Source organism: Mangrovibacter plantisponsor, assembly GCF_003182475.1.
GTDB lineage: Bacteria > Pseudomonadota > Gammaproteobacteria > Enterobacterales > Enterobacteriaceae > Mangrovibacter > Mangrovibacter plantisponsor.
Genome location: NZ_QGTS01000019.1, coordinates 13037 through 34793 on the forward strand (window position 1 = coordinate 13037; position 21757 = coordinate 34793).

The following is a 21757-nucleotide window of genomic DNA, read 5'->3' on the forward strand; positions in this document are numbered from 1 at the left end:
GTAAGATACTTAGGGCTACTTTACCATTATCCTTCCAGTTCGCGGTAAATCCTGCCGTTGCTTTCTGCTACAATCCTTTTCCCCATCAGCCAGGTGAGCTTCAGCCATGCGTTTAAATCCCAGCCAACAACAAGCCGTCGAATTTGTAACAGGTCCCTGCCTGGTGTTGGCGGGCGCAGGCTCTGGCAAGACTCGTGTTATCACGAATAAAATTGCTCACCTGATCCGCGGTTGTGGTTACCAGGCCCGGCACATTGCGGCGGTCACCTTCACCAATAAAGCTTCCCGTGAAATGAAAGAGCGTGTGGCACAAACGTTGGGGCGTAAGGAAGCACGGGGATTAATGATTTCAACGTTCCATACGCTTGGCCTTGAAATTATTAAGCGTGAGTATGCTGCGTTGGGCATGAAAGCGAATTTCTCGCTGTTTGATGATACCGACCAGACCGGGCTGTTAAAAGAGCTTACCCAGGGCCTGATTGAAGAAGATAAAACGGTTCTGCAGCAACTGATTTCCACTATCTCCAACTGGAAAAATGCCCTGATGAGCCCGGCGGATGCTCAGGCTCAGGCCCGGGGCGAACGTGACCGCATTTTTGCGCACTGTTACAGCCTGTACGACACCCATCTGAAAGCCTGTAATGTACTTGATTTTGATGACCTGATTTTACTGCCAACACTGTTACTTAAACGTAATGAAGAAGTGCGGGAACGTTGGCAAAACCGTATTCGTTATTTGCTGGTGGACGAATATCAGGATACCAACACCAGCCAGTATGAACTGGTTAAATTACTGGTAGGCAACCGTGCTCGTTTTACGGTTGTGGGCGATGATGACCAGTCAATTTACTCCTGGCGTGGTGCCCGCCCACAAAACCTGGTTCTGCTCAGCGAAGACTTTCCGGCACTTCAGGTTATTAAGCTGGAGCAAAATTACCGCTCTTCCGGGCGAATCCTGAAGGCTGCAAATATTCTCATCGCCAATAACCCCCACGTTTTTGAAAAACGTCTGTTTTCAGAGCTGGGTTACGGCCCGGAGCTGAAAGTTATTACCGCCAATAACGAAGATCATGAAGCAGAGCGGGTGGTGGGGGAGCTTATTGCACACCATTTTATTAATAAAACCGGATATAAAGACTACTCAATTTTATACCGTGGGAACCATCAGTCGCGGGTATTCGAAAAGCTGCTGATGCAAAACCGTATTCCTTACAAAATTTCTGGCGGCACATCGTTTTTCTCGCGCCCGGAAATCAAAGATTTGCTGGCGTATTTGCGCGTGTTAACCAACCCGGATGATGACAGCGCTTTTTTGCGTATTGTGAATACGCCGCGGCGCGAAATTGGGCCGGCTACATTACAAAAGTTGGGTGAGTGGGCAACAGTTCGTAACAAGAGTCTGTTTGCGGCCAGTTTCGATCTCGGCCTGGAGCAAACCCTGTCAGGGCGTGGTCGTGAAGCACTGGGGCGTTTTACCCACTGGCTGGATGATGTGATGCGTAAGGCGGAGCGTGAGCCAGTAGTGGCGGTGCGCGACCTGATCCATGGTATGGACTACGAAAGTTGGTTATATGAAACTTCACCCAGTCCAAAAGCTGCAGAAATGCGGATGAAAAACGTGAACCAGTTATTTACCTGGATGACGGAAATGCTCGAAGGTTCTGATATCGAAGAGCCAATGACATTGACCCAGGTGGTCACGCGTTTCACCCTGCGCGACATGATGGAGCGTGGCGAAAGCGAAGATGAGCAGGACCAGGTACAGCTCATGACACTGCATGCATCAAAAGGTCTTGAGTTCCCTTATGTTTTCCTGGTTGGCATGGAAGAAGGGTTATTACCCCACCAGAGCAGTATTGATGAAGATAATATCGACGAAGAACGTCGTCTGGCCTATGTAGGGATTACTCGTGCGCAAAAAGAGCTGTTCTTTACGTTGTGCCGGGAACGCAGGCAATTTGGGGAATTGGTTCGCCCTGAGCCGAGCCGTTTTTTACTGGAACTGCCGCAGGACGACTTGCTGTGGGAAACGGAACGGAAGGTTGTCAGTGCACAAGAACGTATGCAGAAAGGCCAGGGTCACCTGGCCCACCTGAAAGCACAACTGGCAAAAGCGCGTGAAAAAGGCAATTAGTTAAGTGCCAGTTGCCAGTGAACATAGCTTTGCCAGTGCTCTTCTTGCTCGAGTAACTCTGCACACAGCGGGTGTGCCGCCAGCCAGCCGTCAGGCAGGTGTATTGCCAGTGCATCCAGGTTCACCGCAAGCTTAACTCCTGCGAGGGATTCATCCTGGCGCCGCCCGGCGAAAATAATAGCCAGGCGCAGCAGGCGACATAACCGTTCTGCATCACGTGGGGCAATGGCGTTTTGTTGATTGAGGGCCGAAAGGTCAACCGGGTTTGTCTGGTTAAGCAACAGCGTTGCCAGCAAGGTTTTCTGTGCTGGCGTGAAGCCCGGCAAATCAAGGTTGCGAACCAGGTACGCACCATGTTGTGGGGCACGTTTGAAATCCACACTTAGGCCAATTTCATGCAACAGGCAGGCACTGTGCAGTAAATCGCGATCTAAAGGGGTTAAAGCCCATTGCGCTGCGACCTGGTCGAAAAACTGGCCAGACAGTGCAGCGACACGATCTGCCTGTTCTGCGTCAATCATAAAGCGCCGTTGAATGTTACGCAGTGTCCGCTGGCGGATATCCTGGTCAACGGTAAGGTGCAACATACCGTATACCAGGCCTTCACGCAGTGCGCCGCCAGCAAGCGTCATACAGTCTACGTTCAGTGCTTTAAAGATGGCAATCAGGATGGCAAGACCGCTCGGAAAAACCAGCGCGCGTTCCAGAGTCAGCCCTTCAATCTCCAACTCCTCCAGGCGGCCACACAAAATGGCGCGTTGTTTTAACTGCTGGAGTTTGTTTAGCGTAATACGCTCATCCATGCCCTGCGCCATCATGATTTCCTGAAGCGCCTGAACCGTGCCTGAAGCACCGACACAGACTTTCCAGCCATGGCGTTGCAATTCACCAATAACGGGCTGGAGGACTTCGCTGGCTGCCTGCTCTGCAGCATCAAAGTTTTCCCTGGCAAGAACTCTGTCGGTGAAATACCGTTCCAGCCAGGTGACACAACCCATCGACAAACTGAATAACGATGTGGCCTGCGCGCCGCTGCCAGTAACCAGTTCAGTACTGGCACCACCAATATCCACCACCAGGCGTTGATCTGCTCCACCTGTGGTATGTGCCACACCCTGGTAAATCAGGCGGGCTTCTTCTTCACCACTAATAACCTGAACCGGGCAACCCAGGATCTGTTCGGCCTGGTGAATAAATTCACCGGCGTTGGTTGCCAGGCGCAAGGTCGCGGTGGCCACAGCCCTGATTTGAGCCCCAGGAATATCCTGCAGGCGTTCAGCGAACAACTTCAGGCATTGCCATCCCCGCTCCATCGCCTCCTGAGAAAGCGCATTGTTGCTGTTCAGGCCGGCAGCAAGACGAACTTTACGTTTGATGCGGGATAGCGTTTGAATGCTGCCAGCCACCTCGCGTATGACCAGCATATGGAAACTGTTGGAACCCAGATCAATAGCGGCATAGAGTGAGGTTGGGCTGCGCATAGTCATTAACCCTGACGACGGCGGTTACGCGGCGCACCACCACGGCGTTGGCCGTTTGGACGCGGACGGGTTAAACGTTTTGGCGGCGGCAACTCAGATAACAGTGCATCCGGGTTGTATTTGCTCACCGGAATTGAGTGCCCAATATACGTTTCAATCGCAGGCAGGTTCAGCGCGTACTCTTCACAGGCAAGGCTGATGGAGTGCCCACTGGCGCCAGCACGCCCGGTACGACCAATGCGATGCACATAGTCTTCGCAGTCATCCGGTAAATCATAATTGAACACATGGGTAACAGCCGGGATGTGCAGACCGCGAGCAGCGACATCAGTAGCTACCAGAATGTCCAGGTCACCACGCGTGAATTCGTCCAGAATGCGCAGGCGTTTTTTCTGTGCGACGTCGCCAGTCAGTAAACCGACACGGTGGCCATCGGCGGCAAGATGCCCCCAGATTTCTTCGCAACGGTGTTTGGTGTTGGCGAAAATAATTGCGCGTTCCGGCCACTCTTCTTCAATCAGTGTCTGGAGCAAACGCATTTTTTCTTCATTGGACGGGTAGAACAGTTCTTCTTTAATGCGGTGGCCGGTTTTCTGTTCCGGTTCCACTTCAACATATTCAGCATTGTTCATTTGCTCAAATGCCAGTTCACGCACCCGGTAAGATAAGGTTGCTGAGAACAGCATGTTGAGGCGTTCCGTGGCAGCCGGCATACGGCGGAACAGCCAACGTATATCTTTGATAAAGCCAAGATCGTACATGCGATCTGCTTCATCCAGTACCACTACCTGAATTGAGCCCAGATTGATGTGATTCTGTTTGGCGTAGTCGATAAGACGACCGGTTGTGCCAATCAGAATATCAACACCCTGTTCCAGCACTTTGAGCTGTTTATCATAACCATCGCCACCATAAGCCAGGCCCATTTTGAGGCCAGTTGCCGCAGCGAGTGGTTCCGCATCAGAGTGAATTTGCACCGCCAGTTCACGGGTTGGCGCCATAATTAATGCGCGCGGCTGGTTAGTCTGGCGACCTTCTGGTGCAGGGTGGGAGAGTAAAAAATGAAACGTTGACGTTAAAAACGCCATCGTTTTGCCTGTACCGGTTTGCGCCTGCCCCGCAACATCCCGCCCGGCTAAAGTCAGCGGAAGTGCCAGTGCCTGAATAGGCGTGCAGTTATAGAACCCTTTTTTTTCAAGGGCTTCTACCACCTGAGGGTGCAGGGCGAAGTCGGAAAACTTCTGTTCGGTTAAATGTGTTTTGCTCATAAGGGTGATAGAATATCAGCTAACTATTGCTTTACGAAAGCGTATCCGGTGAAATAAAGTCAACCTTTGTGTTGGTTAATGCTACACCAACCACCCAGGCATAATCTTGTGGAGTAAAACATGAGCGATAAAATTATTCACCTGACCGACGACAGTTTCGACACGGATGTGCTAAAAGCTGATGGGTTAGTTCTGGTTGACTTTTGGGCAGAATGGTGTGGTCCTTGCAAAATGATCGCCCCGATTCTGGATGAAGTTGCTGATGAGTATCAGGGCAAACTGACTGTTGCCAAACTGAACATCGATCAGAACCCAGGCACGGCTCCGAAATACGGTATCCGTGGTATTCCGACCCTGCTGTTGTTCAAAAACGGTGAAGTCGCTGCAACGAAAGTTGGCGCATTGTCTAAAGGTCAGCTGAAAGAGTTTCTGGACGCGAACCTGGCATAATTTTGCCTTGCCGGCGCATCCAGTTTTCCATAAATGTTGTGGACTGCTGGACGCCCGGCATTTGTCGTGCTAAGTTATGGCTAACTTCTTTTGAACATGTCTTTCGTTTGAATCTTGTAATACCCCTAAAGCCTTGCAAATTCTGTATTAAACGTTTTTTGTAAGCTAAGTTATTTATTCAGGGTTGTCCCCTTATTCCGTCTCATCGAATCAGTTCTGTGTTTTTCCTCAACCAGGCAGCGGTCAGACATAAGCGGCAACTATTAACAGGCATGGATGAACCCTTCCATACCATTTCATGATACTAAGTTCGAGATTTACCCCGAGTTTAAGAACCCACCACTATGAATCTTACCGAATTAAAGAATACGCCGGTTTCTGAGCTGATTACTCTCGGCGAAAATATGGGGCTGGAAAACCTTGCCCGTATGCGCAAGCAGGACATCATCTTCGCTATTCTCAAGCAGCATGCGAAAAGCGGGGAAGATATCTTTGGTGACGGTGTACTGGAGATATTGCAGGATGGTTTCGGTTTCCTCCGCTCTGCAGACAGCTCCTACCTCGCCGGTCCTGATGACATCTACGTTTCTCCCAGCCAAATCCGCCGTTTCAACCTCCGTACCGGGGACACTATCTCAGGTAAGATTCGTCCGCCGAAAGAAGGTGAACGCTATTTCGCGTTGCTGAAAGTTAACGAAGTTAACTACGACAAACCAGAAAACGCCCGTAGCAAGATTCTGTTTGAAAACCTGACTCCACTGCACGCCAACTCACGTTTGCGTATGGAGCGCGGTAACGGCTCAACAGAAGACCTCACCGCACGTGTTCTGGATCTGGCATCCCCGATTGGCCGTGGCCAGCGTGGTTTGATTGTGGCACCGCCAAAAGCGGGTAAAACAATGCTGCTGCAGAATATTGCTCAGAGTATTGCTTATAACCACCCTGATTGCGTGCTGATGGTTCTGCTGATTGACGAACGTCCGGAAGAAGTAACCGAAATGCAGCGTCTGGTAAAAGGCGAAGTGGTCGCGTCTACGTTTGACGAACCAGCCTCCCGCCACGTTCAGGTTGCTGAAATGGTTATTGAGAAAGCAAAACGCCTGGTTGAACATAAAAAAGACGTTATCATTCTTCTCGATTCCATTACCCGTCTGGCGCGTGCTTATAACACCGTGGTACCGGCTTCAGGTAAAGTCCTGACTGGTGGTGTGGATGCGAATGCATTGCATCGCCCGAAACGTTTCTTCGGTGCTGCGCGTAACGTTGAAGAAGGCGGCAGCCTGACAATCATCGCAACTGCGCTGATTGATACCGGGTCCAAAATGGACGAGGTTATCTACGAAGAATTTAAAGGCACCGGTAACATGGAACTGCACTTGTCCCGTAAGATTGCGGAAAAACGCGTCTTCCCGGCAATTGACTACAACCGTTCCGGTACCCGTAAAGAAGAGCTGTTGACCACTTCTGAAGAACTGCAGAAAATGTGGATCCTGCGTAAAATTATCCACCCGATGGGTGAAATTGACGCAATGGAGTTCCTGATTAACAAGCTGGCGATGACGAAGACCAATGATGATTTCTTCGACATGATGAAACGCTCATAATTTCAGGTCAACTCGGGGAAACGCCACGCATTGACGTGGCGTTTTTCTTTATCTGCTATAATTCCATCGCCAGCAATCGAGGCTGGTAACATCCGGGCAGTGGAAGCAAAAAGAAGTAAGAGGATTTCGGATACCTTCGACATTTTTTGCGTATTACAATAGTGCCCTTTGCTTGTGCATGTAGCGCAGAGAGTTATTTAACGTGAATCTACTCGGTATGAGTACGGACATCCTGTATGTCTTTTTCTTCACTTTCGCTTTCCTCTTTTTTGCCAGAAAAATGGCAAAACGGATTGGTCTGGTAGACCGTCCTAATTACCGTAAACGGCACCAGGGGCTCGTCCCTTTAGTCGGCGGTATCTCTGTCTATGTCGGCATTTGTGCGGCGTTTCTTGTCGCCAGCGTCAATTCTCTTTACTACGTTCCCCATGCAAAACTTTACCTGATCTGCTCGGGTATTCTGGTGCTGGTCGGCGCACTTGATGACCGGTTTGACATCAGCGTGAAGTTCCGCGCTTTTGTTCAGGCCGCTATCGCCATTGTCATAATGGTGATGGGCAATTTGTATCTGAGCAGCCTGGGCCATTTGTTTGGCGCGTGGGAAATGGAACTTGGCCCCTTCGGTTATTTTCTGACTTTATTCGCGGTGTGGGCTGCTATCAATGCCTTTAACATGGTTGATGGCATTGATGGCCTGCTGGGTGGGTTGTCCAGCGTCTCTTTCGCTGCGCTGGGTATCATCCTGTGGTTTAACGGCCAGGTGAGCCTGGCGATGTGGTGCTTCGCCATGATTGCCGCCATCATGCCATACATTCTGCTCAACCTGGGTGTATTAGGCCGCCGGTATAAAGTATTTATGGGCGATGCGGGCAGTACCCTGATTGGTTTTACCATTATCTGGATATTGCTGGAAACCACACAGGGAGAGAACCCACCGGTTAACCCGGTTACCGCGTTGTGGATAATCGCTATTCCGCTGATGGATATGGTTGCCATTATGTATCGTCGGCTACGGAAAGGCATGAGCCCCTTTTCACCTGACCGGCAGCATATTCACCACCTGATAATGCGGGCTGGTTTTTCGTCCCGGCAGGCATTTGTCCTGATAACCCTGGCGGCCGCTTTGTTAGCCACCTTCGGCGTGCTGTGTGAATATTTCCAACTGATGCCGGAATGGGGCATGTTGATGTGTTTTCTGCCTGCGTTTCTGCTGTACGGCTACTGTATAAAACGCGCATGGAAAGTGGTGCGTTTCATCAAACGTGTCAAACGGCGTATTCGTCGTAGCTCTCACCGTAATCCAACGTTAACCAAATAATTTTCGGGAAAACAATGAGACAAGAGTCAACTGATGAGCAATATGGGGTGGATAACCAACTGGATATCCGTGAACTGTTTCGCACTCTGTGGGCAGGGAAAACATGGATTGCCGGTGTCGCCGTGCTGTTTGGGTTGCTGGCGCTTGTCTACAGTTTTCTTGCCAAACAAGAGTGGAGTGCCACTGCAATTACGGATCAGCCAACGGTCAATATGCTGAACAGCTTCTATTCCCAACAGCAGTTTTTGCAAAATCTGGATATTAAGTCATCACTGATTTCGCCCGACCAGCCTTCACCAATGGCCGAGGCCTATAAAGAATTCGTGATGCAGTTGTCTTCCTGGGATACCCGGCGGGCGTTTTGGTTGCAGACCGACTATTACAAACAGCGCCAGACCAGTAACAGCCATAATAACGCGGCATTGCTGGATGAACTGATTAACAATATCCAGTTTACACCTGCAGACCCGGCGCATAACACCAACGACAACACCCGGCTGGTGGCTGAGAATGCTCCATCAGCGAATAATCTGTTACGCCAGTACATTGCTTTTGCCAGCCAGCGGGCTGCTCACCATCTTAATGGGGAGCTGAAAGGCGCATGGGCGGCGCGTACCGTACAGATGCAGGCGCAAATTAAGCGCCAGGATGCAGTAGCGAAAGCGGTGTATCAGCGCAAGCTGCATAACATTCAGGCAGCACTGGCGATAGCGGAACAGCAAAACATTACTCACAACCAGGCTGAGACACCTGCGGAGGAACTCCCGCCTTCTGAATTATTTATGTTGGGGCGCCCACTACTCAAAGCGCAACTGGAAAACCTGGAAGCAACCGGGCCTGATTACAATATGGATTACGAGCAGAATCGCGCCATGTTGGCTACGCTGGCAGTGGGGCCGGTACTTGATGACAACTTTCAAACATACCGCTACCTGAGAACACCGGAAGAACCGGTTAAACGGGACAGCCCGCGGCGTGTTTTCTTATTAGTAATGTGGGGCTTTATTGGTGCGTTGGTTGGGGCCGGAGTGGCTCTGGCCCGCCGTAAGGCATAGCGAACCGCCGTTATAAAGTCTCCCAAAGAAAGAGAATAAACGTGAAAGTTTTAACCGTTTTTGGCACACGACCTGAAGCTATCAAAATGGCTCCTTTGGTCCATGCTCTGGGAAATGACCCTTTTTTTGAGTCAAAAGTTTGTGTCACTGCCCAGCATCGGGAGATGCTGGATCAGGTGCTGCACCTTTTCTCAATCACTCCGGATTATGATTTAAATATCATGCAGCCGGGCCAGGGGTTAACTGAAATCACCTGTCGAATCCTGGAGGGGTTAAAACCCATCCTGATGTCGTATCAGCCAGACGTGGTTTTGGTGCATGGCGATACCACCACAACCATGGCCACCAGCCTGGCGGCATTTTACCAGCGAATCCCTGTAGGCCATGTTGAGGCCGGGTTGCGCACTGGAGACCTCTATTCCCCATGGCCGGAAGAAGCGAACCGGACACTGACCGGGCGGCTGGCACATTATCATTTTGCCCCCACAGACAATGCCCGCCAAAACCTGCTGCATGAAAACGTGTCAGACCGGAATATTTTTGTTACGGGGAATACAGTGATCGATGCGTTGCTGTCTGTCAGTGACCGTGCTTTGCAGGACAGCGCCCTGCGCCAGCGCATGGAAAAGCATTACCCATTCCTTAATAAAGAGAAAAAGACGATCCTGGTAACCGGGCACCGCCGGGAAAGCTTTGGTCGTGGGTTTGAACAAATTTGCCATGCGCTGGCCGATATCGCCGCCAACTGGCCCGATGTGCAAATTGTCTATCCTGTGCATTTGAACCCTAATGTCAGTGAACCCGTAACCCGAATTTTGGGGCATGTTGAAAACGTGGCACTGATTGAACCTCAGGATTATTTGCCTTTCGTGTGGCTGATGAACCATGCCTGGCTCATCCTGACTGATTCAGGGGGGATTCAGGAAGAAGCCCCTTCACTGGGTAAACCTGTCCTGGTAATGCGCGATACCACTGAGCGCCCTGAAGCAATTGACGCCGGAACAGTGAAGTTAGTGGGAACGGATAAAAACAACATCGTTGCTGCTGTCACACAGTTACTGACACAGGATGCTGCTTACCAGCAAATGAGCAAAGCGCATAACCCTTATGGGGATGGCATGGCATGCCAGCGTATTTTAACCGCGTTAAAAAACAACCAGGTAACATTATGAATTTTTCTACCATATCCGTGATTGGTCTTGGCTATATTGGGTTACCCACGGCGGCAGCATTTGCCTCACGGCAAAAACAGGTTATTGGCGTAGATATCAATGCGCATGCTGTTGAGACCATCAATCGTGGGGAAATTCATATTGTCGAACCTGAACTGGATCTCGTGGTGAAACAGGCTGTTCAGGATGGTTATTTACGGGCATCACAGACACCAGTTGAAGCAGATGCTTACCTGATTGCGGTTCCCACACCATTTAAAGATGCTCACGCACCAGATATGCGTTTTGTCAGGGCGGCGGCCGAATCCATTGCGCCGGTACTGAGAAAAGGGGCTTTGGTTATTCTGGAATCGACATCCCCGGTAGGCAGTACCGAGCAAATGGCTCACTGGCTGGCAGCGTTGCGCCCTGACCTCACGTTCCCACAACAAGCTGGTGATAAGGCGGATGTGAATATTGCCTATTGCCCTGAACGCGTGTTACCCGGCCAGGTTATGGTGGAACTGATCAAGAACGACCGCGTAATTGGTGGGATGACGCCAACCTGCTCTGCTCGCGCCAGTGCCTTGTATAACATCTTTCTGGAAGGGGAGTGTGTGGTGACCAATGCCCGCACTGCCGAGATGTGCAAACTGACTGAAAACAGTTTCCGTGATGTCAATATCGCGTTTGCGAACGAACTGTCACTGATTTGTGCCGAACAGGGCATTAATGTGTGGGAACTGATTCGCCTTGCCAACCGCCACCCGCGAGTCAACATTCTGCAACCCGGTCCGGGCGTTGGTGGGCACTGTATTGCAGTGGATCCCTGGTTTATTGTTTCACAAAATCCCCAGCAGGCTCGCCTGATTCGCACAGCACGCGAAGTGAACGACTACAAACCGCACTGGGTTATTGAACGGGTGAAAGCGATGCTGGCCGATTGCCTGGTAGAGAGTGGCCGCAAAGCCAGTGAACTCACCATCGCCTGTTTTGGTCTGGCATTTAAACCCAATATCGACGATTTGCGGGAAAGCCCGGCCATGGAAATCACCCGGTTAATTGCCGAGTGGCATAGTGGAACAACGCTGGTGGTGGAACCTAATATTCACCAGTTACCGGACAGTTTGGCTCATTGCCAACTAACAGAGACTCAGGATGCACTAAAACATGCCGATATTCTGGTTATGTTAGTGGATCACGCCCCATTCCGTGCGGTTGCCCCGGAGGCAATTCAACAGCGCTGGGTGGTTGATACAAAAGGAGTCTGGCGATGAGAAAAATATTGGTGACAGGAGGAGCCGGTTTTATCGGCTCTGCCGTGGTGCGTTATATCCTTGAACAAACCCGGGATTCCGTGGTGGTGGTGGATAAACTGACGTATGCGGGTAACCTGTCATCCCTGGCGCCGGTTGCATCATTACCGGGGTTTGCATTTGAACAGGCTGATATTGGCAACGGGCCTGAGATGGCGCGTATTCTGGATACATACCAGCCAGATATCGTGATGCACCTTGCTGCAGAAAGCCATGTGGACCGCTCTATTGATGGCCCGGCTGCGTTTATCGATACCAATATTGTTGGCACTTATACCTTGCTGGAAGCAGCACGCCACTACTGGCAAACTCTGGAGCCAGTTAAAAAGCAGGCATTCCGTTTCCACCATATTTCTACCGATGAAGTCTATGGTGATCTGCACGACAGCAACGGCTTCTTCACCGAACAAACACCTTATGCGCCCAGCAGCCCATACAGTGCGTCCAAAGCTGCCAGTGATCATTTAGTTCGCGCCTGGTCCCGGACTTATGGCCTGCCTGTTGTCGTGACTAACTGTTCGAATAACTACGGGCCGTACCATTTCCCGGAAAAGCTTATACCACTGACCATTCTTAATGGCCTGGCAGGAAAACCGTTGCCGGTGTATGGCGACGGGCAACAAATTCGCGACTGGCTGTATGTTGATGACCATGCCAGGGCGCTGTACCTGGTGGCAACCACAGGTAAAACCGGTGAAACCTGGAATATTGGCGGCCATAACGAGCGTACTAACCTGGACGTGGTTGAAACAGTTTGCACTCTCCTTGAAGAATTGGTGCCTGAGAAACCTGCGGGTGTCTGCCATTATCGTGACTTAATCACATTTGTGGCCGACAGACCCGGGCACGATGTGCGTTATGCCATTGATGCTGGCAAAATTGCTCGTGAACTGGGTTGGCTACCCCAGGAGACATTTGACAGCGGGATGCGCAAAACGGTGACCTGGTATTTGTCGAATAAAGCGTGGTGGCAACAGGTGCAGGATGGCTCCTATCAGGGCCAACGTTTGGGTCTGGCTGGTAAAGAGAAGGAGTAACTCATGAAGGGGATTATTCTGGCTGGGGGAACGGGAACACGCCTGCACCCCATTACGCGTGGCGTCTCCAAGCAGTTGTTACCTGTGTACGACAAGCCCATGATTTACTACCCATTGTCTGTGCTGATGCTGGCGAAAATTCGCGACATTCTCATCATTACAACACCGGAAGATAAACCTTATTTTCAACGTTTGTTAGGCTCCGGTGAGGAGTTTGGCGTACACCTGAGTTATGCTGAACAGCCAAGCCCCGATGGGCTGGCACAAGCTTTTCTGATTGGTGAAACCTTCCTCGAAGGCGAGGCCTCTTGCCTGGTTCTTGGCGATAATATCTTTTTTGGCCAGGGGTTCAGCCCCAAACTGCATCATGCCGCTTCACGTAAGCAAGGCGCGACAGTCTTTGGCTACCAGGTGATGGACCCTGAGCGTTTTGGCGTTGTGGATTTTGACGATAATTTCCGGGCGCTGTCTATTGAAGAAAAGCCGCAAAAACCAAAATCCAACTGGGCAGTCACCGGGTTGTATTTCTATGACAACAAGGTAGTGGACTATGCCCGCCAGGTGAAGCCGTCACCGCGTGGCGAGCTGGAAATTACCTCAATTAACCAAATGTATCTGGAACAGGGTGAACTGTCAGTGGAAAAGCTGGGCCGTGGTTTTGCCTGGCTGGATACCGGTACTCACGACAGCCTGCTGGAAGCCAGCTCTTTTGTGCAAACAGTAGAAAAGCGACAGGGTTTCAAAATTGCTTGTCTTGAAGAGATAGCCTGGCGTAACGGTTGGCTGGATGACGAAGATGTCCGTCGTGCAGCACAGGCTCTGGCGAAAACTGGGTACGGCCAATACCTGCTGGAGTTGTTACGTGGTTATTCACGCAAGCGTTGAACCCCTTGAATGGGAAAGCACCTTTTTCAACATTCATTCGGGAATTATCCATTTTTCTGATTCTGCTGCGCCACTTACTGTGGCGCAATTAGTGCACTGGCCGCGGGTTCAGGCAAAAATTGATGCCGCTGACACCGCGCGGCTGCCTGCTTTGCAGGCGCTGGGGTTTCAGGTGGTAGAAGCAGAAATGGATTTTGTGCTGAGCGTTGGTTTACCCCCAGCCGGGCAGTCTGAGGCACTTCCTATTGCCAGGGAACATGATATTCCTGCGTTGCGTACTTTAGCTGCAACATTGTTCACTCACAGCCGTTTTGGTACGCCATGGTATGCGCCTGGCGAAAGCGGGCGTTTTTATGGGCAGTGGGTGGAAAATGCAGTGCGGGGCACGTTTGATGATGTTTGCCTGCTGGCTTACGATGCCACAGGTTTGATCTCAGGGTTTGTTACGTTACGGCGGTTACCCGGCAACCAGGCAAGAATTGGGCTGTTGGGGGGGAAGGGCGCAGGCGCAGTGTTAATGGAGCTGGCACAAAACTGGTGCTGGCAGCAAAAAATAACAGGCTTACATGTCGCAACGCAGTTTGGCAATTTGCCCGCGTTGCGCCGCTATGTTTTAAGTGGTGCGCAGCCAGTTGGCACAGCGTACTGGCTCTACAGGTGAGAAAAGATGATTCCTTTTAATGCCCCACCCATAGTGGGAACTGAACTTGAATATATGCAATCTGCGATGGAAAGCGGGAAGTTATGTGGTGATGGTGGGTTTACTCGCCGCTGCCAGCAATGGATGGAGCATCGCTTTTCCTGTAAGAAAGTCCTGTTAACGCCATCCTGTACTGCATCACTGGAAATGGCCGCCATGCTGATTGATATTCAGCCGGGCGATGAAGTGATAATGCCTTCATTTACTTTTGTCTCCACGGCTAACGCCTTTGTGCTGCGTGGGGCAAAAATCGTGTTTGTCGATATTCGTCCGGATACGATGAACATTGATGAAACGAAAATTGAAGCTGCCATTACCGAGAAAACCCGTGCGATTGTGCCGGTTCATTACGCGGGTGTTGCCTGCGAAATGGGCACCATTATGCGTCTTGCAGAACAACATAATCTCTATGTGATTGAAGATGCGGCTCAGGGCGTAATGTCGAGCTGGCAAGGCCGGGCACTGGGGACCATTGGCCATATTGGCTGCTTTAGTTTCCATGAAACCAAAAACTACACTGCTGGTGGTGAAGGTGGTGCAACACTGATTAACGATGCATCACTGGTTGAACGCGCTGAAATCATTCGTGAAAAAGGCACCAACCGTAGCCAGTTCTTCCGCGGGCAAGTAGATAAATACACCTGGCGCGATATTGGCTCAAGTTACCTGATGGCAGACCTGCAAGCGGCTTACCTGTGGGCGCAACTGGAAGTGGCTGACCGGGTCAATGAACAGCGTGTTGCTTTGTGGAACAACTATTTCCGCGCTCTGGAGCCTCTGGCGCGTGCGGGGCGCATTGAGTTACCCACCATCCCGGCAGACTGCCGCCATAATGCGCATATGTTCTACATCAAATTGCGCGATATGGATGATCGCAATGCGCTGATTGCGTTTTTGAAAGAAGCAGAGATCCTGGCTGTTTTCCATTACATTCCGTTGCATTCCAGCCCGGCAGGCCTGAGTTTTGGCGAATTTAATGGAGAAGACCGCTTCACTACAGCAGAAAGTGAGCGTCTGCTGCGGTTGCCTTTATTCTATAACCTGGCTCCGGTTAACCAGCGCACGGTTATTACTACGCTGTTGAGTTACTTCTCCTGATGTCATTAGCCAGAGCAAGTGTGTGGACCGCTGCGTCCACACTGGTCAAGATAGCTGCAGGTTTATTAGTCGTTAAATTACTGGCGGTTTCATATGGCCCTTCCGGTGTCGGCCTTGCCGGGAACTTTCGCCAACTGGTTACTGTATTAGGTGTAATGGCGGGGGCCGGGATTTTTAATGGTGTGACACGAAGTGTCGCTCAGTATCATCAGGACAACCCCGCATTACAGCGAGTGGTAGGCAGTGCATCGGCTATTGTTCTTGGCTTTTCGGCTTTGCTCGCGGTTTTCTTTGTTTTGGCTGCCCGGCCCGTCAGTATTGCTTTGTTTGGTTCCGGTGATTATCAGGGGCTGATTTGCCTGGTGGCTCTGGTACAAATGGGCATAGCCTGGGCAAACCTGGTCCTGGCTGTACTCAAAGGTTTTCGGGATGCAGCCGGGAATGCAGTGGCATTGATGGCCGGGAGTGTTGTTGGCGTTGTAGCTTATTATGTTTGCTACTGGCTGGGCGGTTACCACGGCGCATTATTGGGGATTGCGTTGGTGCCGGCGCTGATTGCTTTACCTGCGTCCTGGGTGTTATGGCGCAGGGGGCGAATCCCGCTGGCCTGGTTCCGACCCCGTTGGGATAGCGCGCAGAGCCGCCTGTATGCTCGTTTTACTATCATGGCGCTGATGACGACTGTCACGTTGCCTGTTGCCTGGGTAATGATGCGTAACTTGCTGGCCGCGCATTACTCATGGGAAGCAGTGGGTATCTGGCAAGGGGTAACCAGTATCTCAGATGCCTACCTGCAGTTTATTACCGCATCATTTAGCGTCTATTTACTTCCGACCTTGTCGCGGCTAACGGAAAAAAGCGATATTGCTCGTGAGTTAGGTAAAGCATTCCGGTTTGTTATCCCGGCGGTGATGTTTGCCAGTTTTATGGTCTGGTTACTGCGGGATTTTGCTATCTGGTTGCTGTTTTCTCACCAGTTTGCCGCAATGCGTGATTTGTTTGCCTGGCAGCTGACCGGGGACGTATTAAAGGTCAGTGCTTATGTCTTTGGCTATCTGGTTATTGCGAAAGCTTCACTGCGTTGTTATTTGCTGACGGAAGTCAGCCAGTTCGCCTTGCTAACAGGTTTTTCTCACTGGCTTATTCCGGCCCATGGTGCACTGGGTGCCGCGCAGGCCTATATGGCAACTTATCTTGTTTATTTCGCGCTTTGTTGCAGCGTATTTTTTATCTGGCGCAGACAATGACTACTCTGATTCATGTGTTAGGTTCGGATATCCCGCACCATAACCAAACTGTTCTCACATTTTTTAGCGAACAACTTGCCGATGTCTCAGTTGCGAGCCGTACTTTTTTTGTCGTCTCGTCTGAGCCTGGCATTGCAGCGCAGTACCCTGCGCTGGATATAACGTGTTTCTCGTCAAAAAAAGCCTTGTGTGAAGTAGTAAAACAACAGGCAAAGCAACGCCGTGAACTGCGTTTCTTTTTCCACGGGCAATTTAACCCGGGAATCTGGCTGGCATTGCTTTCCGGGGCGATTAAGCGCCATCAGGCCTGGTGGCACATCTGGGGGGCTGATCTGTATGAAACATCGCGCAGTCTTCGTTACCGGTTGTTTTACCTGTTACGCCGCCTGGCGCAACGCCGGGTAGGGCGGGTGTTTGCAACCCGGGGAGATCTGGATTATTTCCAGTCGCGTGCACCACGAGTACCTGGCGAGTTGCTCTATTTCCCAACCCGTATGGACCCGGCGCTTAATGCGCTGGAACGCACGCATAAAACTGGGCCGCTCACCGTGTTGGTGGGGAACTCTGGCGACCCGACCAACGCCCACATTGCCGCGCTGAAGGCGGTGCATAAGCAATTTGGTGATACCGTTCAGGTGGTGGTGCCAATGGGGTACCCACCCAATAACCAGGCTTATATTGATACTGTTACCAAAGCGGGGCAGTCACTGTTTTCTGCCGGGAATATTACGATTTTGCAGGACAGGCTGGCATTTGATGATTACCTTGCGCTGTTACGCCAGTGCGACCTGGGCTATTTCATTTTTGAACGCCAGCAAGGGATTGGTACACTATGCTTGTTGATTCAGGCTGGAATACCCTGTGTACTGAGCCGCAAGAACCCTTTCTGGCGGGATATGGCCGAACAACATGTGCCTGTTCTGTTCAGCGATGATACGCTGACAGAGGCGCTGATTCGTGAAGCACAGCGCGAGCTCTCGCTGGTAGATAAAAACACTATCGCATTTTTTAATCCTGCCTATATTGCGGGCTGGAAACACGTTATTCACCTTGCCTCGGGAGATTTGGCATGAGTCTGGTTGAGTTTGGCGGCCTGTTTATTGTCTGGCTGCTATCCATCCTGTTTATTGGCACGCTGACGTTACAGGAGTTCCGTCGGGTGCGGTTTAGCTTTAATGTCTTTTTTTCTTTGTTGTTTTTGCTGACGTTTTATTTCGGCTTCCCGCTTACCTGTACGCTCTATTTTCGTTTTAATACCGATGTTGCGCCGCCGGGTATTCTGCTGCAGGCGTTACTGTCCTCCACCAGTTTTTATGCCATTTATTACGTGGTTTATAAAACCCGCCTGAAGAAAACATCTGCCCCCACTCAGCCTTTTTTCCGCATGAACCGGGTAGAAACCCAGCTTACTTGTGGGTTGCTGATGGTGATTTCGCTGGTGACGCTGGGTATTTTCTTTGCCCACAATGGTTTCTTGTTGTTCCGTTTGCAGTCTTACAGCCAAATCTTTTCAAGCGAAGTGTCGGGTGTGGCGCTTAAGCGTTTCTTTTATTTCTTTATTCCTGCCATGCTGGTGGTTTATTCCCTGTACCAAACCAAACGCGCCTGGCTGTTTTTCCTGGTCAGTACGGTCGGTTTTGGCTTGCTGACATATGTGATTGTGGGTGGTACCCGGGCAAATATTATTATCGCATTTGCTATTTTCCTGTTTATTGGGCTGATTCGCGGCTGGATAACATTGTGGATGCTGGCATGCGCAGGGGTTCTTGGTGTCGTTGGTATGTTCTGGCTGGCACTGAAGCGTTATGGGCTTGATGTCCGCGGAGCTGAAGCATTCTATACCTTCCTGTATTTAACACGGGATACCTTCTCACCCTGGGAGAACCTGGCGCTGCTGATACAGCACTATGGTGAGATCCATTTCCAGGGAGTGGCGCCGCTATGGCGTGATTTTTATGTTTTTATCCCTTCATGGCTGTGGCCGGATCGCCCGCATCTGGTACTGAATACTGCCAATTACTTCACCTGGGATGTATTGAATAACCATTCAGGGCTGGCAATATCCCCAACCCTTATCGGCTCATTATTGGTGATGGGCGGCGTGGGTTTTATTCCCCTGGGGGCAATAGCTGTTGGGGGGATCATTAAATGGTTTGACTGGCTGTATACGTTGGGGCAAAACAGCGAAAACCGCTATGTTACTGCGCTACTGCACAGTTTTTGCTTTGGGGCCATTTTTAACATGATTGTGCTTGCGCGCGAAGGGCTGGATGCCTTTGGTTCGCGGGTGGTGTTCTTTATGGTTATCTTTGGTGCCTGCCTGGTCGCAGCTAAGCTGCTTTACTGGCTATTTGACGTGAGCGGGTTGGTGAAAACACCACTTCGCCCAGCGGCTCAGGTTTCTACCACTTCAAACTCCTGACAAAACATCATGAAAACGACGTTGATGGTGCCGGAATACCGTATCCGGCATCTGAATATTCTCGGCTGGCGTAATATGGCTCACGCTTTGGAATCTTTATGGCCCGGCGGCGTGTTATGCAAGGGCACGTTGATTGCCATCAATGCAGAAAAAGTGTTGGTCACCGAAGACGATAATGCCATTCGTGAACTGGTTGACCTGGCTGAATATAAATATGCCGACGGCATAAGTGTTGTGCGTGCTATTCGCAAAAAATACCCGCAGGCTCAGGTATCTCGTGTCGCGGGCGCAGATTTGTGGGAAGCCATGATGGAAAAGGCCGGGAGTACCGGGGCTGGGGTGTTTTTATTAGGGGGCAAACCGGAAGTCTTGCAGGAAACCGCTAATAAATTAAAGGCTCGCTGGAATGTGAATATTGTGGGTATGCAGGATGGCTATTTTAAGCCAGAGATGCAACACGCAGTGTTTGAACGGGTCAAACACAGTGGCGCTGCGTTTGTCACGGTTGCTATGGGGTCGCCCAGGCAGGAAAGAGTGATGCGTGACTGCCGCCAGGTATACCCGGACGCGCTATATATGGGAGTCGGTGGCACCTATGATGTTTTTACCGGCCATGTTAAGCGGGCGCCCCGCTTTTGGCAGAATCTGGGGCTCGAGTGGCTGTATCGTTTGCTGTCACAGCCCAGCCGCCTTGGCCGCCAGTTACGTTTAGTGCGTTTTTTACGCTGGTATTATTCAGGGCAGCTTTAATTGTTGTTCTGTGAGGCTGGCGGCCTGTTTGCCGCCAGATAATCATCCCCGTTGTTTTTCCCTTCCTGTGGCTGTGTTGGCCGCATATGGCAATGCGGTTGTCCGCTATTCAATTTGCTATTTCCGAAAAATTCATCAAGTATTGCCCGCTTTTAAACTTCCCGGACGCGGTTGTCACGGGAAAACACAAGAACCGGCATAACCGGGCAGCTTTTGAAGTACAGGAACGTTTCTATGGCAACACAACCAAACACACTGCAGCGCGGCTTACAGGCGCGGCACATCGAACTTATCGCATTAGGGGGCACAATTGGCGTTGGGCTGTTTATGGGGGCCTCCAGCACCCTTAAATGGGCAGGGCCTTCTGTTATGCTCGCATACCTGCTTGCAGGGGTCTTTGTCTTTCTCATTATGCGTTCAATGGGGGAGATGCTCTTCCTTGAACCTGTTGCAGGCTCATTTGCTGTATATGCTCACCGCTATCTCGGCCCATACTGGGGGTATTTAACTGCCTGGTCATACTGGTTTATGTGGATGGCGGTGGGTATTTCGGAAGTCACTGCTGTCGGGGTTTATACCCAGTTCTGGTTCCCCGAACTGCCACAGTGGATCCCCGCATTGACAGCAGTGGCGTTAGTCGCTGTGGCTAATTTGGCCGCTGTGCGTTTGTATGGCGAAATCGAGTTCTGGTTCGCGATGATTAAGGTAACCACCATTATTGTGATGATAGTGGTTGGCCTGGCGGTGATTTTCTTTGGCTTTGGGCACAATGGGCAACCAGTCGGGCTGCATAACCTCACCGCTCATGGCGGGTTCTTTGCCGGGGGCTGGAAAGGCTTTTTAACCGCACTGTGTATTGTAGTGGCGTCTTACCAGGGTGTGGAGCTGGTAGGGATTACAGCAGGAGAGGCACAAAACCCGCAGGTGACCTTGCGCCGGGCAATCAGCAAAATCTTTTGGCGCATCCTGATTTTTTATGTCGGCGCCATTTTTATCATTGTTTCGCTGTTTTCCTGGCAGGATGTGGGTGGCAGTGGCAGCCCCTTTGTGCTGACCTTCGCGCGTATTGGTATTACTTCTGCCGCCGCGATTATTAATGTAGTAGTGCTGACTGCCGCGCTCTCGGGTTGTAATAGTGGTATGTATAGCTGTGGGCGCATGCTGTATGCCCTGGCTAAGAATGGCCAGTTACCTGCTAAACTGGCCCGTGTGTCACGCCATGGCGTGCCGGTTATTGCTGTTGCGGTCTCGGTGGTTATCCTGCTGCTTGGATCCGGTCTGAATTACGTTATTCCATCGCCTCAGCGTGTCTTTGTTTATGTCTACAGTGCCAGTGTGTTACCGGGAATGCTGCCCTGGTTTGTTATCCTGGTGAGCCAGTTGCGTTTCAGGGTGGTTCACCAGCAGGCAATGGCATCGCATCCGTTCCGGTCAATGCTTTTCCCGTGGGCAAACTACCTGACACTGGCTTTTCTGGCTTGTGTCCTGGTTGGCATGGGGTTAAACCCAGAAACACGTGTCTCATTGATTGTGGGCGTTGTCTTTCTCGGGCTGATTTCACTAATTTGGTGTGCTTTACGGAATAAGCGGGTTAAAAATGTGCAGGAACCAGCTAAATAAGCGACAGGTTGCACAGAACATAACCAAACGCGCTTTTTATTTAAAAAAAGCACTAGACAGGTGAGCACTAAGTCCGTAATATCCGCCTCCGCAACGGCGCTACGCGCCCGTAGCTCAGCTGGATAGAGCGCTGCCCTCCGGAGGCAGAGGTCTCAGGTTCGAATCCTGTCGGGCGCGCCATTTTGTGAGGCGCTTTGAGCTGCGGTGGTAGAATGACCGCG

Annotated in this window: 18 protein-coding genes and 1 tRNA gene; 17 read left to right on the forward strand and 2 right to left on the reverse strand. The window is 51.0% G+C overall.

Annotation, left to right across the window (positions count from 1 at the left end; genetic code table 11):
- Positions 1-106: 106 nt before the first annotated feature.
- Positions 107-2134 carry a DNA helicase Rep gene (gene rep / locus DES37_RS22305; protein WP_110027944.1) on the forward strand — a complete coding sequence of 676 codons (2028 nt, stop codon included), beginning with the start codon at positions 107-109 and terminating at the stop codon, positions 2132-2134.
- Here the strand turns inward: rep and gppA are convergent.
- Together gppA and rhlB are read right to left on the reverse strand one after the other, a co-directional pair.
- Entirely contained in the window at positions 2131-3615 is a 1485-nt protein-coding gene (gppA, locus tag DES37_RS22310) for a guanosine-5'-triphosphate,3'-diphosphate diphosphatase (RefSeq protein WP_036115401.1), read from the reverse strand. The two genes, rep and gppA, sit on opposite strands and share 4 nt — an antisense overlap.
- Before the next feature lie 5 nt (positions 3616-3620).
- Positions 3621-4883: an ATP-dependent RNA helicase RhlB gene (rhlB, locus tag DES37_RS22315; RefSeq protein WP_036115404.1), complete on the reverse strand. Its 1263-nt coding sequence runs from the start codon at positions 4881-4883 to the stop codon at positions 3621-3623.
- A 120-nt stretch (positions 4884-5003) separates the two neighbouring features.
- Here rhlB and trxA point away from each other — a divergent pair, with 120 nt between their 5' ends.
- The 16 genes from trxA (at position 5004) to DES37_RS22395 (ending at position 21716) form a co-directional block, all read left to right on the forward strand.
- A complete protein-coding gene (gene trxA / locus DES37_RS22320; RefSeq protein ID WP_036115406.1) occupies positions 5004-5333 on the forward strand; it encodes a thioredoxin TrxA in 330 nt (109 codons plus the stop codon).
- A gap of 344 nt (positions 5334-5677) precedes the next feature.
- The gene (rho, locus tag DES37_RS22325) at positions 5678-6937 is read left to right on the forward strand and encodes a transcription termination factor Rho (RefSeq protein ID WP_036115409.1); all 1260 of its coding nucleotides are present in this window, start codon (positions 5678-5680) and stop codon (positions 6935-6937) included.
- Positions 6938-7139: 202 nt separating this feature from the next.
- Positions 7140-8255 carry a UDP-N-acetylglucosamine--undecaprenyl-phosphate N-acetylglucosaminephosphotransferase gene (wecA, locus tag DES37_RS22330; RefSeq protein WP_036115411.1) on the forward strand — a complete coding sequence of 372 codons (1116 nt, stop codon included), beginning with the start codon at positions 7140-7142 and terminating at the stop codon, positions 8253-8255.
- Between the two features lie 14 nt (positions 8256-8269).
- Positions 8270-9310, forward strand: a complete 1041-nt coding sequence (gene wzzE, locus DES37_RS22335; RefSeq protein WP_036115413.1) for an ECA polysaccharide chain length modulation protein — start codon at positions 8270-8272, stop codon at positions 9308-9310.
- Between the two features lie 41 nt (positions 9311-9351).
- Complete coding sequence (gene wecB, locus DES37_RS22340; RefSeq protein WP_110027945.1) at positions 9352-10482, forward strand: non-hydrolyzing UDP-N-acetylglucosamine 2-epimerase; 1131 nt, start codon at positions 9352-9354, stop codon at positions 10480-10482.
- Entirely contained in the window at positions 10479-11738 is a 1260-nt protein-coding gene (gene wecC / locus DES37_RS22345) for a UDP-N-acetyl-D-mannosamine dehydrogenase (protein ID WP_110027946.1), read from the forward strand. Before wecB ends, wecC begins: the two co-directional genes overlap by 4 nt.
- Positions 11735-12814, forward strand: coding sequence for a dTDP-glucose 4,6-dehydratase (rffG, locus tag DES37_RS22350; protein WP_110027947.1), 1080 nt, complete (start codon positions 11735-11737; stop codon positions 12812-12814). Before wecC ends, rffG begins: the two co-directional genes overlap by 4 nt.
- 3 nt (positions 12815-12817) lie before the next feature.
- Positions 12818-13699 carry a glucose-1-phosphate thymidylyltransferase RfbA gene (gene rfbA, locus DES37_RS22355; RefSeq protein WP_036115427.1) on the forward strand — a complete coding sequence of 294 codons (882 nt, stop codon included), beginning with the start codon at positions 12818-12820 and terminating at the stop codon, positions 13697-13699.
- The gene (rffC, locus tag DES37_RS22360; protein ID WP_110027948.1) at positions 13677-14360 is read left to right on the forward strand and encodes a dTDP-4-amino-4,6-dideoxy-D-galactose acyltransferase; all 684 of its coding nucleotides are present in this window, start codon (positions 13677-13679) and stop codon (positions 14358-14360) included. The genes rfbA and rffC overlap by 23 nt, the downstream gene beginning before the upstream one ends.
- Positions 14361-14366: 6 nt before the next feature.
- Entirely contained in the window at positions 14367-15497 is a 1131-nt protein-coding gene (rffA, locus tag DES37_RS22365; protein ID WP_036115432.1) for a dTDP-4-amino-4,6-dideoxygalactose transaminase, read from the forward strand.
- A complete protein-coding gene (gene wzxE, locus DES37_RS22370) occupies positions 15497-16744 on the forward strand; it encodes a lipid III flippase WzxE (RefSeq protein ID WP_110027949.1) in 1248 nt (415 codons plus the stop codon). The genes rffA and wzxE overlap by 1 nt, the downstream gene beginning before the upstream one ends.
- Entirely contained in the window at positions 16741-17817 is a 1077-nt protein-coding gene (gene wecF, locus DES37_RS22375) for a TDP-N-acetylfucosamine:lipid II N-acetylfucosaminyltransferase (RefSeq protein ID WP_110027950.1), read from the forward strand. The genes wzxE and wecF overlap by 4 nt, the downstream gene beginning before the upstream one ends.
- Positions 17814-19166 (forward strand): ECA oligosaccharide polymerase, encoded by a 1353-nt coding sequence (gene wzyE, locus DES37_RS22380; RefSeq protein ID WP_110027951.1) that lies wholly within the window; start codon positions 17814-17816, stop codon positions 19164-19166. The genes wecF and wzyE overlap by 4 nt, the downstream gene beginning before the upstream one ends.
- Before the next feature lie 9 nt (positions 19167-19175).
- Positions 19176-19916, forward strand: a complete 741-nt coding sequence (gene wecG / locus DES37_RS22385) for a lipopolysaccharide N-acetylmannosaminouronosyltransferase (RefSeq protein ID WP_110027952.1) — start codon at positions 19176-19178, stop codon at positions 19914-19916.
- A gap of 234 nt (positions 19917-20150) precedes the next feature.
- Positions 20151-21536 carry a bifunctional threonine/serine APC transporter ThrP gene (thrP, locus tag DES37_RS22390; RefSeq protein ID WP_110027953.1) on the forward strand — a complete coding sequence of 462 codons (1386 nt, stop codon included), beginning with the start codon at positions 20151-20153 and terminating at the stop codon, positions 21534-21536.
- Positions 21537-21639: 103 nt separating this feature from the next.
- A tRNA-Arg gene (locus DES37_RS22395) sits at positions 21640-21716 on the forward strand.
- Positions 21717-21757: the final 41 nt, after the last annotated feature.

Bases quoted from the DNA above. Each gene is read 5' to 3' on its own strand.
- rho (WP_036115409.1), top strand. From the start codon at position 5,678: ATGAATCTTACCGAATTAAAGAATACGCCGGTTTCTGAGCTGATTACT.
- gppA (WP_036115401.1), bottom strand. From the start codon at position 3,615: ATGCGCAGCCCAACCTCACTCTATGCCGCTATTGATCTGGGTTCCAAC.
- rffA (WP_036115432.1), top strand. From the start codon at position 14,367: ATGATTCCTTTTAATGCCCCACCCATAGTGGGAACTGAACTTGAATAT.
- rhlB (WP_036115404.1), bottom strand. From the start codon at position 4,883: ATGAGCAAAACACATTTAACCGAACAGAAGTTTTCCGACTTCGCCCTG.
- wecC (WP_110027946.1), top strand. From the start codon at position 10,479: ATGAATTTTTCTACCATATCCGTGATTGGTCTTGGCTATATTGGGTTA.
- wecG (WP_110027952.1), top strand. From the start codon at position 19,176: ATGAAAACGACGTTGATGGTGCCGGAATACCGTATCCGGCATCTGAAT.
- rffG (WP_110027947.1), top strand. From the start codon at position 11,735: ATGAGAAAAATATTGGTGACAGGAGGAGCCGGTTTTATCGGCTCTGCC.
- wzzE (WP_036115413.1), top strand. From the start codon at position 8,270: ATGAGACAAGAGTCAACTGATGAGCAATATGGGGTGGATAACCAACTG.
- wecF (WP_110027950.1), top strand. From the start codon at position 16,741: ATGACTACTCTGATTCATGTGTTAGGTTCGGATATCCCGCACCATAAC.
- rfbA (WP_036115427.1), top strand. From the start codon at position 12,818: ATGAAGGGGATTATTCTGGCTGGGGGAACGGGAACACGCCTGCACCCC.
- wzyE (WP_110027951.1), top strand. From the start codon at position 17,814: ATGAGTCTGGTTGAGTTTGGCGGCCTGTTTATTGTCTGGCTGCTATCC.
- thrP (WP_110027953.1), top strand. From the start codon at position 20,151: ATGGCAACACAACCAAACACACTGCAGCGCGGCTTACAGGCGCGGCAC.
- rep (WP_110027944.1), top strand. From the start codon at position 107: ATGCGTTTAAATCCCAGCCAACAACAAGCCGTCGAATTTGTAACAGGT.
- trxA (WP_036115406.1), top strand. From the start codon at position 5,004: ATGAGCGATAAAATTATTCACCTGACCGACGACAGTTTCGACACGGAT.
- wzxE (WP_110027949.1), top strand. From the start codon at position 15,497: ATGTCATTAGCCAGAGCAAGTGTGTGGACCGCTGCGTCCACACTGGTC.